Source organism: Alteromonas abrolhosensis, assembly GCF_001953635.1.
GTDB classification, from domain to species: Bacteria; Pseudomonadota; Gammaproteobacteria; order Enterobacterales; family Alteromonadaceae; genus Alteromonas; species Alteromonas abrolhosensis.
Map to the genome: position 1 here is coordinate 1 of NZ_MEJH01000015.1, position 14,908 is coordinate 14,908.

Genomic DNA, 14,908 nt, shown 5'->3' on the forward strand with positions numbered 1-14,908 from the left:
TGAGTACATGCAGTTTAAATTCAAAGGTGTAAGGCAATTGCTTATGGATAAAACTATCAAAGCCGTTGATGCGATAGACTTGAGACCAGTAACGAATAAGGTTAGGTCGTACTTTAAACTTTCTACCTAAGGCTCCTGAACTCTCTTCTTGCGCTAGTCGCGCTAGCTTTAACTTAAATGCTCTGTGATGTTTTGACATAAAAAGACCCCCAGTAATTGGATAGTCCAACTATTGGGGGTCACTTCATTAGCGGCCTTTTTTCTTATTTAGCAAAACGTTATGAACGTTTCATGCGTCTACGTAGGTAAACTGCTGGAGCTAGTAACAATGCAATCCAGCCCATTGAACCACCACCTGATGTATCGTTAACACGAATTGTCACGGTTTCTGTTGTAGTGTCAATGCCGTCAGTTGCAGTTACTTCTACTGTTACTTGCTTCGCCTGTTCATGACTTGGCGCAGTACCAGTAATTGAAGATGTTTGCATACCATTTACGGTAATGGTTACATCGTCGCCGTCAGCATCAGTTGCTGTTGCAGTTACAGTGTAAGATGCACCCTCATCTACACTTGTTGGTGCAGAGATCGAGATTATTGGCGCGTCTTGTACACCCGCAACCGCGACGGTTACTGTACCTTCACCAACAATTTCACCTTCAACTGGCTCTTCGTTTTCATCAGTTGTGCCTTCTACACGCACTGTGTATGTGAATGAATCTTCACCGAAGAAGTCAGTATTAGGTGCGTAGGTTACTGTACCATCGTCATTCACTGTTACTGTGCCATTTGCAGGCTCAGTAGTTACTACAACTGTCGATGGGTCTATTTCATCTTTTGCAATTGTGATTGGCGTGAACGTGCGGAACTCACCAGATAGAGAGTCCATCGTGAATTTATTGATGATAGTGCTGTCCATTTCGTTAGCAAGAATGTTAGCCGTTACCGACGCATCTTCGTTAACTGTCAACATGTCATCCATATATTCGCTTGATGGAATTACCGTACCAGCGTAGCTGATAGTTACTTCATCACCTGCGTTTGCAGTAAGAACAAACTCATCACCTTCTACTGGAAGCGTACCTTGTAGGCCTGCAGATGTAAGTGACGCGAACGTAGTACCTACGCTACCAGAAACGTTTTCAGCACCAACTACAGTGGCGTAAACAGGCGAGTCCATTGGGCCGTAAACGTAGTTTACGTTACCTGTTTCATACTCAAACCATAGCTGGAAGTTAAAGCTTGTACCTTCTTCGTTCCAAATCTGCGCGTTTTCCCACTCAACAACAAAGTGACCTGTAGTTAGGCTAACAGCATAAACGTTACCTGTTCCAGCGCCGCCACCTGCTAGATCGAAATCTGTCCAGTAAGGTGCTACAACGTTGTTAGGCTCGCTTAGGCTTGGTAATACTTCAGCAAACGGTGTTGTAATATTGCCTGAGCTAGTACCAAGAGATACAAAACCATTAGATGAAATCTGCATGGTCGTGTATTCGCTACCTAGATAGGTAATAGTGCGTGGTAGGCTAACTTCAATTGATGCATCGTCACAAGAACCAGAACACTCTAGAGGTGTAACACCAATCGCTGACATTGGAAGGTAACGACCTAAACCAAAGCCTTCTAGCATGTCACCGATAGACGTATCTGGATTCATTGAGAATGATGCCGTATTTAGCGCGCCTTCCCAGTAAACTGTACCAGATTCTGCGTCATAGCTGATTGGCTCTTGGTTACCATTCTTAACAGCAGAAATTGTAGAAGGATTGATTGCATACTTATGGTCGATTTCACCTGTGATGCTGATCATGCCTGTAACGTCAGTGTTTGTTGCAAACGCTTCAGTTACTACCAATTCACCTTCAGCCGCAACTTGAGTGCTCACATCACTGTCAAACAATGATGGTTCGTCACTGCTAATAGGGTAAATTGCTACTGGAATGAAATAGTCAGTAGTTGTGTCGTCAGTATCAGCCCAGTTAATACCACCGAACGACCATGAACCTGTAGATGCTGTCGTTACGTCTACCGCAACCATTATCTCAGCAGATGCTCCAGCTGGAAGCGTTGCCATTTGTGGCGTAACTGTCGCAGAGATAGCTGGGTCGTTAAACATAGCTGTGGCATCAACAGTAACTTCTTCATCGCTAGTATTTGTTACAGTGATAGACATTTCACAGTTCAAATAGCAGTTACCGTCAACCAAACTTAAGTCGCTATACGTAAGCTCAACTGTAGTTGCACGAGGTAGATCTAAACGACCCGCACCCATGTCAAAGTTGTCTGCTGGAGTAGACGCGTCTTCTTTCAAAATATCGCGAATTGAAGAAGTAACAAGTGCACTCTTAATTTGTTGTGCAGTCCAATCAGGATGCATTTGTTTAAGAAGTGCAGCTGCACCAGCAACGTGAGGCGACGCCATTGAAGTACCGTTCTTAAACGAGAAGTTCTGGCCTTCGTGTCCAGGTGCATCTGGTGATTCACCAGAGAAGATACGAGTACCCGGAGCGGCAATGTTAGGCTTAAGGAACGTTGGATCGCCATTAGGACCACGAGAGCTGCTTTCGTTCATGATGTCAGCAAGGCTGTCTGAAACAACACGAACAATATCGCTGCCAATAGTTACATTTAGCGATTCATCTGTTGCTTCTGCAAGGCTAGCTAGCGCTTGACCTGGCGTTGCAGGTAGCATTAGTGAAGGAATAGTTTGTGCTTCACTTAGTCCGCCCATCAAGATTGGTGCTTCACCGCGTCCATCAACGTTGTGAATAAGTACCGCTTGTGCGCCCGCCGCTTCAGCATTTTCAATTTTGGTCACGAAACCACATGTGCCACGGCTGATAAGTGCGATAGCACCTTCAAATGCACCTGCAGCAAATGGCTCACAGCCTTCAACGTTTGAAGGATCAAGTTCACCAGCATAAACAACAGGCGCTGTAATTGGGCTGTCAAATACAATAGCAGGGTTACCTACCGAGTATAGAGCAGGAATAGAGCCAATTGTCGTATCGCCTTCAATCGTTACTTCGTTAGCAAACAATCGACCTGTTGTCGTATTGGCAACAGTAATTACGTCTTCTGAACAGCCTGGGCAGCCAATTGTTCCAGCACCTGGGCCATCGTTACCTGCTGCAAATACTGTAACCACACCCGCATCGTGCATTGCTTCAAGTACATCTTCATAAATAGAACCGTTCGGGTTGCCGCCAGCGCCGCCGCCCCAAGAGTTATTTACGATATCAGCACCGTCTGTAAGCGCAGCTTCAAGCATTGAAAGCAACATTGAAGACGCACCGCTTGAAGAAGCAGGGTTAGCTGGAGTGGCATAAAGGCCTTTATAAACCATTAGGTAAGCTGCTGGCGCAACACCTGAGATTTCAGCTTCTGCACCATCGCGCTCAGCCATTACACCGTAATTACCAACAGCAGTACCGGCAACGTGAGTACCGTGACCGTTAAAACCTAGTGGGCTTTCATATTCTTCTTCTACAACTGAGAAGCCTTCTACGATATCGGCTGCACGAGCTACGATAAGTTTGTTGTTACAAAAATCAGGAACTTCTGAACAGTAGTCATCAGTAGGAAGCGTTTCAGCATCTGGGGCTGTGAAGTTTTCACCACTGAATAGCGGGTTTTCTGGGCGAATACCGCTATCAATAATCGCAACTTTTACACCTGCGCCTGCACTTTCTTTACCACCAAGCTGTTCCCACGTTTGCACTGCACCGATAAGGTCCAAGCTCGCATCCATTTGGGCGTGATGAATAAGATCAGGGTACACAGCTTTTACAGTTGAAAGACTGGATAACTTATCAAGTGCACTTTTTGAGATGATACCCGCAAAGCCGTTGAAAGCCGCAGTATAAGACATGTCAGCTTTGAATGACTTGTCGAAAGACTTGATAGATTGAATAACCGACTGCTGTTGTGCTTCAAGGAAAGATTGATATTCCTTAGCTGCGTTAGATTTAAAGTTTACTTTTTGACCCTTGTGAGCCGCCATGCTGCTTACATTTGGGTTAACAGCGCTGAATTGCGCCATGGGTACATCGGTTAGCTGAACGATAACGCGTACACTATCATTGTTGGCTTGAATCGAGTTAGCAAGAATGTTCTTCTTGTCGAATGACGCCTCAATGGCATTGCGCTGTTCTACGCTATGGCCAGAAATCTGATTTGAAATTGCAAATGCACCGAAGGCAGAACCTGCTAGCGCCGTAGCAACAACTGTACTAAGGATTGTTTTTTTCATAATTATTCTCGTGTGAATAGTTCCCTGGAGCCCAACGATTTTTTTGTTTGCTTTAAAGGTCATTCGCCTTTTTTTAAATGCAACTTATCGTTGTGACTATCTATTACTAGCACACTTTTATTCCTTTTGTAACGAGTGTTTCTGCAATACACAATTTACACATTTTGTTACATTTACAGTCAAATATGCGTTGCCTACCTAACTTCTTTTTTTATTTGCAATTTCTTGTGAATACATACAAGAAGCGTTGCCGTCTAAAATAAAAGTAACCATATTTAAATGGGTGATGGAGAAATGAATGTCCTACGTGATTTTCATATTTTTTACATGAACTTTACGTTTTTAGGACGAATATCCTTTTCAATTCGACTAATTGAGTATGGCTATTTCACCCATCGAAAAAAACGCCCACGAATAAGTAGGACACTCCTGCATTTTCTCAACTAGCATAATGTAATCTCTATAAGTCGCTATTAACCCTCATATTTAAGGGGATCAAACGTGAAAGACAGAAATCATTTGGCCGAAGTAAAAACAACAAATAAGGTCGAAATTATTACTAAAGGGGTTGTTGACATCCCAATGCTGCAAATCCTTTCTGCCGAAGGTGAACTCATTGAAAAAGCAGTTGAACCTGACCTCAGCAAGGAAGAAGCATTAAAAATATTTAATACCATGCATTACATTCGGGTATTGGATGAACGTATGGTGGGTGCACAGCGTCAAGGTCGTATTAGTTTTTACTTGGCAAGCACAGGTGAAGAAGCGGCTTCAGTTGCAAGTGCTGCAGCACTATCAGACGACGACATGATCATGTCTCAGTACCGTGAGCAAGGCGCATTAGCGTACCGCGGATACACCACAGAACAATTCATGAACCAAATGTTTAGCAATAAAGACGACCCGAACAAAGGACGTCAAATGCCTATCCATTATGGTGACAAACCACTTAACTTCATGACGATATCTTCACCACTAGGCACACAGATCCCTCAAGCATCTGGATATGCCTATGGCCAAAAAATGTCGGGTAAAGATGTGGTTACTATCTGTTACTTCGGTGAAGGTGCAGCCTCAGAAGGGGACTTCCACGCAGGGCTAAATATGGCCGCTGTACTAAACTGCCCGGTAATCTTCTTTTGCCGAAATAATGGCTACGCCATTTCAACACCAGCAGAAGAGCAATTCGCGGGTGACGGCATTGCGTCTCGTGGCTTAGGTTACGGTATTAAAACCATCCGAGTTGACGGCAACGATGTGCTAGCTATTTATGCTGCTACCAAAGAAGCCCGTCGTATTGCCATTGAAGAAAAATGTCCTGTGCTTATTGAAGCGATGACTTATCGCTTAGCGGCACACTCTACATCAGACGACCCAACAGGTTATCGCTCTCGTGAAGAAGAAGATAAATGGCGTGCAAAAGACCCTATCGCTCGTATGGCGAAATGGTTAGAAAGCAAAGGCTGGTTCGACGAAGCTGAGAACCAAAAGCGCGTTGATAAAGCAAGACAAGATGTATTAGCAGCTATGAAGAGTTGTGAAAAAACAGACGTATGTGCCATTGAAGATATTGTTGAAGATGTTTACGACACACCACCATGGCATCTAAAAGAACAACTTAATGAATTGAAAGCGCATATCAAAAAGTACCCGAAGATGTACCCTAAAACAGCAGGGAGAGTAAAATAATGGCTAAGATGAATCTACTTCAAGCGATTAATAATGCACTCATCACAGCCATGACCGAAGATGAAAAAGTAATGGTCTTTGGCGAAGACGTTGGCCATTTTGGTGGCGTATTCCGTGCGACCAGCCATCTTCAGGAAAAATTCGGCAAAGCACGTTGCTTTAACACGCCGCTTACTGAACAAGGCATTATCGGCTTCGCAAACGGATTGGCATCACAGGGCTCTGTACCTGTTGCTGAAATTCAATTCGGTGATTACATTTTCCCTGCGTTTGACCAAATCGTGAATGAGACGGCTAAATGGCGCTATCGTTCAGGCGGTCAGTTCGACGTTGGTACGCTAACAATTCGTACACCTTATGGCGGCGGTATTGCCGGCGGCCACTATCACAGTCAATCACCAGAAGCATTTTTCGCTCACTGCCCTGGATTAAAGATTGTTATTCCTCGTGACCCTTATCAGGCGAAAGGTTTGTTGCTTGCGTCAATTCGCGATAAAAACCCCGTATTGTTTATGGAGCCTAAACGTCTTTACCGTGCTTCTGTATCGGACGTGCCAGAGGAAGATTACGAGTTGCCGCTAGGTAAAGCGGATATTGTTCAAGAGGGTAGCGATATTACCTTACTTGGATGGGGCGCCCAGATAGAAATACTGCAAAAAGCAGCAGAAATGGCCCTTGAAGATGGTGTGTCATGCGAAATCATCGATTTGCGCAGCATATTACCGTGGGATGTAGAAACCGTTATGCAATCTGTTATGAAAACAGGTCGCCTATTGATAAACCACGAAGCACCGCTAACGGGTGGCTTTGCGAGTGAAATTGCGGCAAGCATTCAGGAACGTTGTTTCTTATACCTAGAAGCGCCTATTGCAAGAGTATGTGGCTTAGATACGCCATACCCATTGGCACATGAAAAAGAATATATGCCAGATGAAACAAAGACGTACGAAGCCATAAAACGTACGCTTCACTACTAAACCGGGGGACGATGAAATGACTATTGAATTTATCTTACCGGACATTGGTGAAGGTATTGTTGAATGTGAACTTCTGGAGTGGTTAGTCTCTGAAGGCGAACACATAGAAGAAGATCAGCCCGTCGCGGAAGTAATGACCGACAAGGCTACAGTGCAAATTCCTGCAATGCATGCGGGTGTGGTTAATAAACTGCATTACGCGGTAGGCGATATCGCTAAAGTGCATGCACCGTTATTTTCTATGACGCCAGATGATGCCGACGCTAACTCAGATACTCAAGAAGACGCGCAAGCGGAAGTAAAAGATAATGCGGCTGAAACAGCGACAGCGAATGTCAGTGCTTCTTCAAGCGCTTCAAACGGCAAACACATTGAAGACTTTATTCTACCAGATATTGGTGAGGGTATAGTTGAATGTGAGATTGTGAAATGGAACGTAGCTGAAGGCGATGAAATAGAAGAAGACCAAGCCGTTGTAGAAGTGATGACCGATAAAGCAGTGGTAGAAATACCTGCTAAAAACGCGGGCACAGTGCATCGTCTTTATTACGCGCAAGGTGATATAGCAAAAGTGCATAGCGCATTATTCGCACTAGAAGTTGTCGGCGAAGCCTCGGCGACTAACAGCACAGATGACGCTTCACCATCGTCAGATACCGGTTCATCAAACGTTGCTTCACAAAGCTCAGTGCAAACGCAAACAACCGGTTTAAGCCAGCAATCAATGCAAGTGGCACCGTCAAAGTTCAGCGACGGCGAGTACGAGCCACCGATTGCTATAGAAGGTAAAGTGTTGGCAAGCCCCGCGGTAAGGCGCGTTGCGAGAGAAAAGAATATTGACCTTTCTTCGGTGAAAGGCTCGGGTAAAAAGGGGCGAATTCTTAAGTCTGACGTGCTGAATTTACAACAGCCTAGCGTTGGTAGTTCAACTCAAAGTGCACCGTCTTCTTCAAGCTCATCTACGTCACAAAAAGGCGATTCGAGTAGTGTAAACACTGTAGTTAAAGGCAGCGTTAGAACGGAAAAAGTACGCGGTATTCAGGCCGCTATGGCGAAGCAAATGTCGGCTTCGGTCTATACTATCCCTCACTTCACAGTAAGTGACGAGTTGGTAATGGACAACTTGATGTCACTACGCAAGCTGCTTAAACCTGAATTTGAAGCGAAAAACGTAAAACTCAGCTTTATGCCGTTTTTCGTTAAAGCAATGTCATTGGCACTTAATGAGTTCCCTGTAGTTAACAGTCAGCTTAACGAGGACGCCACTGAGATAAGCTACTTCGCAGACCATAATATTGGTTTTGCAGTTGACTCTAAAATTGGTTTGCTTGTACCGAATATTAAGCGCGTACAAGACCTCTCGCTTTTAGATATTGCTGTTCAAATGCAGGATATTATCGAACAAGCCAGAGCAGGACGCGTGGCTGGCGAGCACCTTAAAGGCGGTACGATTAGTATCTCTAATATTGGTGCGATAGGCGGTATTACCGCAACGCCAGTAATCAATAAGCCAGAAGCTGCCATTGTTGCTCTTGGTAAAACGCAGAAACTTCCGCGCTTTGACGACGAAGGGAATGTTAGCGCGCAAAATATCATGGCGGTTAATTGGTCTGGTGACCACCGTATTATTGATGGTGCGACTATGGTGCGATTCAATAATCTATGGATGAGTTACCTAACTCAGCCAGAAAAAATGTTGATGCATCTTAAGTGATATCATTCAAAGCAATTTGATTTGCAGTAGCAATATTTTAAAAGGGCCAATAGCAAAACTATTGGCCCTTTTTGTTTTGTATACCTCAAAGCGCGTTGACGTTATTATAGAGCACTATAAACAAACGAAAATTTTACTGAGGTTTTGTGCTTAGTTATCAACATGCCTTTCATGCGGGCAACCACGCTGATGTCATCAAACATCTTTGTTGGATTGGCGTTATCAACGCATTAAAGAAAAAAGATAAACCTTTTACGCTTTTCGACACCCACGCAGGCGCGGGCGCGTACGATCTAACCGACGCCATGTCATCAAAAAATAAAGAATATGAGACGGGTATTTCTCGTTTGCTTTTAGATGATAAAGGCGTTCAGGACTTGCCAAATTTGTTGGCCGACTATCTATCGTTGTGCGAACCATTTTTAGCGCAGCAGCAATATCCGGGCTCGCCTGCAATAAGCGCAAGAGCGAAAAGGGATGGTGATAACTTACACCTAATGGAACTTCATCCTGCGGAATTCGATAAACTAGACAACAACGTGTACCGTTTACGCACCCGTAATAGCCACGTACATAAACGAGACGGATATGAAGGTCTTCGCGCACTCACGCCACCTAAACCCAATCGCGGTGCTATTTTAATCGACCCTCCTTATGAGCGCGTGAATGAATATAGCGACCTTGTTAAGGGTGTGGAACAGGTATTTCAACGCTGGCAGCAGGCACAAATCGTAGTGTGGTATCCACTATTGTCAGAGAGGGCTGGCGCCAAAAGTGGTGCAAGTGAAGCTATGTGCGAGAAGCTTGCAGCATTAGGTAAACCCTGTTTTAAAGCAGAAATACATGTGGCAGAAAATACCCCAGATGCTGGAATGTATGGTTCTGGCGTATTCGTGTTAAACCCGCCTTGGCAATTAGATGCTAATTTAGAGAGCGCGCTAGAAAGCGTTGTTGATATGTTAGGTGCCGATGAAACGGGTTATCACGCTACAGCGCATGTTTCTTGGATAAACGAAGATAATTGATTGCTGTGCAGTTTAACAATGGTAAGCGTATCGCTGCTGATTAATCTGTTTCAAAAAGTCACTAAAAGTGTGAAGTAAAAAAATATGTCGCAACTCAAAGGCCTTAAACATTTCTATATACCTGATGAGCAGTCGATATATTTGCTATCCCATGCGGATGCGAAAAAACTAAAAGACTGGGTAAACCTTTGCATTTCACAGTTAGAAGGGTTGGGTTACAGTGACATCGAACTTTTAGGGAAAGGGGCCTTTGGTTTTGCGTTTGCAGGGAATGCACCAAGCGGTGAATCACGGGTATTTAAGTTCTCGCGTATAACACTACCGCAGCACGTGCAGGATAGATTAGAAGAGGAAGCATTTATGCTTTCTCATGTTAATCACGAGTTTGTGCCACGATTTATTGAATATCAACAAATACGTAAACAATCCATCTTAGTCATGGGGCGAGCGCCTGGCGAAGACCTAGAAAAAGTCAGCTTGAAAACAGGCCCACTATCGCCCCGTATTATCGTCAAAATCGCAGTACAAGTAGGCGAACTTTTATCAAGCTTTCGGCAATACAGTGAGAATGGCGAGATTAAACCCATCGTTCACGGAGACATCAAACCCTCGAACTTGGTTTGGGATACTGAAAATGAAACTGTAGGGTTGATTGATTGGGGCTCTTCAGTGTTCGCACAGACTGACATTAGCGGGCAATATGTGGGTAACAATGTCATGGACTTAATGTCGGGTGAACTGCATCAAACCAACGCCCGACTTGGTGATGTTTATTTTATTGGAGAAGAGCAACTTAATGGCGCACTTTCCAGCCCACGCTTTGATGAACAAGGCCTGGCGAGCACCCTGTATGCTTTGGCTTCAGGACAGTCGTGCCGTTATGGCAGTAAAGTTATTACGCCGTCATCCCTTGGACTACCCAAAATGCTCGCGAATATTTTGGAGTATATGCTTAGTGAAGATCCAGTAAAGAGAAGGCAGGGCGGAGATTACCTGTTTAATCATCTCCACGTTTTAAAGAATATGGTTTTCACACAAGACAAGCCACCGCAATACACTCCTCTAATACCTACGTGGCTGGCCCACTCTCAAAACCGTGCTGATATTGAAACCGTTGTTTACAGCTCTCGAAAATCTTACCTACGCCAACAGGCCAGATTGTCTGACTCATTAGATGAGAAAGACGTAGAGGAACTTCGCTATATAGACGACGCGCAATTCGACCGTTATTACAAAAATTACTTACAGGGAATGGGCGATACCGAAAAAGCTTTTGTTTCCGCAATCAGTAGACTGGGCCGTTACCCTGTGGTTGGCGGGATGGCTGTGCGCTGGGAGCCAGAAGGTATATATGTCGATTCAAGCCTGAACCTGTATGATGAATCGTTGAAAACTGCGTTTGATTTAGCAGTAAATAATGTCATTAACTTAGCAAGAGCTATTCATAAGCCCGCCGTGTTCAAATGCTGTATGTTCAACGCCAAAAACACGCTGCACATTGAACGCGAAAGTGAAGATGAAGACTTTAAACCTGCCAGCGGCATGTTTATTCCTTACGAATTATCAAGGGTTTCTGCACAAAAAGATGAAAGCCGTACTCACTCATATTTTGAAGATGGAGACGATCCAGACGAGTTGTTGAAGCTGCCGCAAGATATTATAGACACTATTGTTCAGCTAAATACCATTCACCATACGGGCTGCATCATTTTTGAAGCGCTACCTACCCATTTGAAGATACACAACTACTACACGCTGCTCGACCATAGCCTTGAAGAACGATTCAAAGCGTTGCTAGCACAACTTGTCGAGCAAATTCCCAAAATAAAAGGGCTAGGCATTTCAGGGTTTATGAAGTTACCCTATAAAGATACGCGCTTTTTCGAGCACAAAGCAAAATTGCCTGAGAAGTATTATCCGCGAAACCCAAAAGCAGTAATTGAAGAGAAAGTACAACATGTCTGAGATTAAACTATCATCACTTTTTGAACTCGAAACAGTGGAAGCTGGCATTTATCGAGGTCAAAGCTGGGATTTAGGCTTCCGTGCCTTATTTGGTGGACAAGTTCTGGGACAAGCGCTAGCAGCAGCATACGAAACCGTGGAAGCCGGTAGAGTGGCTCATTCATTCCACACGTATTTTTTACTTCCCGGCGATGCAAAAAAGCCTGTGGTCTATGATGTAGAGATTGTACGAGATGGACGCAGCTTTTCTGCTCGCCGTGTTAAAGCTATTCAAGATGGCAGAAATATCTTTTACATGACAGCGTCATTTCAAGTACCTCAAGACGGAATGGAACATCAAAACCCAACGATGCCTGATGTACCTGCACCGGAAGATGTACAATCTGATATTGAATTCTATGAAGCTAACTTCAATAAAATTGCGCGCCCAATGCAAGAAGCGCTGAGTTATCATAAACCGGTAGATATCCGTACTGTGGATGCAGCTAATTCATATCAGTCAGCCAAGCGCGAGCCAACCCGTTACATTTGGTTAAAAGCAAGAGATACCATGAATGCGCAGCTTTCTGTGCATCAAGCTGCGCTTGCTTACGCGTCAGATTATCATTTTCTTAGCACTTCATTACAGCCACACGGCGTAGCAGTAACTGATAAATCGCTTCGTATAGCCACTATCGATCACGCCATGTGGTTTCACCGCCCAATTAATATGAATGAGTGGTTGTTGTATGCAATGGAGAGCCCATTTAGCGGAGGCTCTAGAGGGTTAGTACGCGGACAAATATTTAACCAAAGTGGTGAACTTGTCGCGTCAACCATGCAAGAAGGATTAATGAGAAAAGTAGACGAATAGGGAGACAGTTATGCGCTACAAGTTAGGTTCAACATCGCCACAGGTTCACGACAGCGTTTTTATAGCACCCGGCGCCCACGTTATCGGTAACACTGAACTCAAAGCGGGTTCAAGTGTTTGGTTTAATGCGGTTATACGTGGCGATATGGATAAAATCACCATAGGTGAAAACACAAATATTCAAGACGGCAGCGTATTACACACCGACGCTGGCATTCCTTTAGTGTTGGGTAAAGGGGTAACAGTAGGGCACAAAGTTATGCTGCATGGCTGTGAAATAGGTGACTACTCTTTGATTGGCATTAACGCTGTTGTTTTAAATGGTGCAAAAATTGGCAAGTATTGCATTATTGGCGCCAATGCATTGATCACTGAAAACATGGAAGTTCCAGATTACAGCCTAGTTGTAGGAGCACCGGGTAAAGTCATCAGAACAATGGATGAGAGCGTTGAACCGAAACTTCAGGCGTCGGCTGACCATTACGTAGAAAATGGGAAGACCTATAAATCTACATTGCTTCCAATAGATAGTTAACATTGAACGTAGAAGCGTGAACTTAAAATCTTGTTTCCCCATAAAAAATGCCCAGAACATACGTTCCGGGCCTAGGGGAATGGCTCATTGCTGAGCCGTGCGCTAACTTTTACAGGGAGAGTTTAAATAAAATCTTTTAAACGGACAATGATTATAGAATACATTTGTTTATTTTATAAACAATTTCTGTGTGAATTTTATCTTACACTCTAAACGATAGTTAAATTGTAGAACTATTACGTTAGTTATCAATGAACTAAATACTGGTCGGATGTGATAATTTTAACTGCTAAAACTGTCCAGATAATATCCACATGTTGATCACAATTTATACACCCACAATTAAACGCTAGGTTATAGACGGGTTATATTAATCTAGATGCTTTCATTCATATTGATTATGTTCAGTACAGATGGTTGTTCCTTTCCGTTATCCTTGTAGTATGTCGTGATTCTACATGCTAAATAAGCATGATACTGACCATAAAAACAGGCCCTTACATTAATACGAGGATGGATTATGCACTCATTTTCTACTTTTATTCCCCCTGAACGTACCTTGATGGGACCGGGACCATCCGATGTTAACCCTCGAATTTTGAATGCGATGGCAAGACCTACGCTGGGGCATCTCGACCCATTGTTCATTGAATTAATGGATCAAACCAAACAGCTTCTGCAATACGCATTTAAAACCGAAAACGCACTGACTATGCCAATCTCAGCCCCGGGTTCAGCTGGCATGGAGGCGTGTTTCGTCAACTTAGTCGAGCCAGGCGATAAAGTATTAGTTTGTATAAATGGCGTGTTCGGCAATCGTATGGTTGAAAACGTTGAGCGCTGTGGTGGTGAGGCGATCACCGTTAACAATACATGGGGAGAACAAACGGATCTTAACGCCGTTGAAGATGCACTTAAAGCCAACCCTGATGTAAAAGTGCTTGCTTTTGTACATGCGGAAACATCAACGGGTGTTCGAAATGACGCAAAAGCACTTTGTGAACTAGCACAAAAATACAACTGTTTAAGTATTGTTGATGCGGTTACTTCACTAGGCGGCATCGAACTGGATGTAGATGGGTGGGGCATTGACGCAATCTATTCTGGTTCTCAGAAATGTTTGAGTTGCGTACCAGGAATCTCGCCGGTTTCATTTAGCGAAAAAGCGGTGCAGGTAATCCAAAATCGTAAAACAAAAGTTCAAAGCTGGTTTTTGGATATGAACCTAATTGTCGGTTATTGGGGTCAAGGCGCCAAACGTGCTTACCACCATACAGCACCAGTGAACAGCATGTACGCTATGTATGAAGCACTTCTAATCTTAAAAGAAGAAGGGTTGGAAAATGCATGGCAACGTCATGCTTCAGGCCATCAATCCCTTGCACAGGGTTTAAGCGATCTTGGTTTAGAGCTGACAGTAGATAGTGCTTATCGTTTACCACAGCTTAACGTGGTCAAAATCCCAGAAGGGGTTGACGATGGTGCCGTTCGCAAGCAATTACTTGAAGAATTCAATTTAGAAATTGGCGCAGGCTTAGGTGAGCACGCGGGTAAAGTGTGGCGAATTGGACTTATGGGCTATGCGTGTAAGCCACGAAATATCGATCACTGTCTTGCTGCATTGCGTACCGTACTTAAGTAAACAGCACAAATATTGCCACCTAATCTTATTCCATTATCGGAAAACCCGTGCACTCAAGGGCAATCGCCCTTGAGTGAACCTGTCTAAAATCCTTCATTACCTTAATCCCCATATAAGCTTTACCGCACTTCATCCTTGCCGTATAAAAACCGCAGTTCAGCGAACTTCTATCTTCTTTTCTCACCGTTCGATGCTAGTATTTTGTTCATGGTTTACATTCATAAACTATTCAGTATTAAACACTTATCCTTGCTACAA

At 43.9% G+C, this 14,908-nt stretch carries 9 protein-coding genes and 1 pseudogene; 8 read left to right on the forward strand and 2 right to left on the reverse strand.

Annotation, left to right across the window (positions count from 1 at the left end):
- Window positions 1–199, reverse strand: a pseudogene (locus tag BGK61_RS17440) (transposase); the annotation flags it as partial.
- A gap of 79 nt (window positions 200–278) precedes the next feature.
- Complete coding sequence (locus BGK61_RS19835; protein WP_076011658.1) at window positions 279–4,250, reverse strand: S8 family serine peptidase; 3,972 nt, start codon at window positions 4,248–4,250, stop codon at window positions 279–281.
- A gap of 501 nt (window positions 4,251–4,751) precedes the next feature.
- On the opposite strand from BGK61_RS19835, the gene BGK61_RS17450 reads away from it, so the two are divergent.
- The 8 genes from BGK61_RS17450 (at window position 4,752) to BGK61_RS17485 (ending at window position 14,650) form a co-directional block, all read left to right on the forward strand.
- Window positions 4,752–5,939, forward strand: coding sequence for a thiamine pyrophosphate-dependent dehydrogenase E1 component subunit alpha (locus tag BGK61_RS17450; protein ID WP_039233012.1), 1,188 nt, complete (start codon window positions 4,752–4,754; stop codon window positions 5,937–5,939).
- Window positions 5,939–6,916 (forward strand): alpha-ketoacid dehydrogenase subunit beta, encoded by a 978-nt coding sequence (locus BGK61_RS17455; RefSeq protein WP_014998387.1) that lies wholly within the window; start codon window positions 5,939–5,941, stop codon window positions 6,914–6,916. Before BGK61_RS17450 ends, BGK61_RS17455 begins: the two co-directional genes overlap by 1 nt.
- Window positions 6,917–6,932: 16 nt before the next feature.
- A complete protein-coding gene (locus BGK61_RS17460) occupies window positions 6,933–8,630 on the forward strand; it encodes a dihydrolipoyllysine-residue acetyltransferase (RefSeq protein WP_076011643.1) in 1,698 nt (565 codons plus the stop codon).
- 146 nt (window positions 8,631–8,776) lie between these two features.
- Complete coding sequence (locus BGK61_RS17465) at window positions 8,777–9,655, forward strand: 23S rRNA (adenine(2030)-N(6))-methyltransferase RlmJ (protein WP_076011644.1); 879 nt, start codon at window positions 8,777–8,779, stop codon at window positions 9,653–9,655.
- 84 nt (window positions 9,656–9,739) lie between these two features.
- Window positions 9,740–11,620, forward strand: a complete 1,881-nt coding sequence (locus BGK61_RS17470) for a protein kinase domain-containing protein (protein WP_076011645.1) — start codon at window positions 9,740–9,742, stop codon at window positions 11,618–11,620.
- On the forward strand, window positions 11,613–12,473 hold the full coding sequence (gene tesB / locus BGK61_RS17475; RefSeq protein WP_076011646.1) for an acyl-CoA thioesterase II: 861 nt from the start codon (window positions 11,613–11,615) through the stop codon (window positions 12,471–12,473). Before BGK61_RS17470 ends, tesB begins: the two co-directional genes overlap by 8 nt.
- 10 nt (window positions 12,474–12,483) lie before the next feature.
- On the forward strand, window positions 12,484–13,008 hold the full coding sequence (locus BGK61_RS17480; RefSeq protein ID WP_076011647.1) for a gamma carbonic anhydrase family protein: 525 nt from the start codon (window positions 12,484–12,486) through the stop codon (window positions 13,006–13,008).
- 520 nt (window positions 13,009–13,528) lie between these two features.
- Window positions 13,529–14,650, forward strand: coding sequence for a pyridoxal-phosphate-dependent aminotransferase family protein (locus BGK61_RS17485; protein ID WP_234349472.1), 1,122 nt, complete (start codon window positions 13,529–13,531; stop codon window positions 14,648–14,650).
- Window positions 14,651–14,908: the final 258 nt, after the last annotated feature.

Bases quoted from the DNA above. Each gene is read 5' to 3' on its own strand.
- BGK61_RS19835 (WP_076011658.1), bottom strand. From the start codon at position 4,250: ATGAAAAAAACAATCCTTAGTACAGTTGTTGCTACGGCGCTAGCAGGT.
- BGK61_RS17455 (WP_014998387.1), top strand. From the start codon at position 5,939: ATGGCTAAGATGAATCTACTTCAAGCGATTAATAATGCACTCATCACA.
- BGK61_RS17460 (WP_076011643.1), top strand. From the start codon at position 6,933: ATGACTATTGAATTTATCTTACCGGACATTGGTGAAGGTATTGTTGAA.
- BGK61_RS17470 (WP_076011645.1), top strand. From the start codon at position 9,740: ATGTCGCAACTCAAAGGCCTTAAACATTTCTATATACCTGATGAGCAG.
- tesB (WP_076011646.1), top strand. From the start codon at position 11,613: ATGTCTGAGATTAAACTATCATCACTTTTTGAACTCGAAACAGTGGAA.
- BGK61_RS17480 (WP_076011647.1), top strand. From the start codon at position 12,484: ATGCGCTACAAGTTAGGTTCAACATCGCCACAGGTTCACGACAGCGTT.
- BGK61_RS17485 (WP_234349472.1), top strand. From the start codon at position 13,529: ATGCACTCATTTTCTACTTTTATTCCCCCTGAACGTACCTTGATGGGA.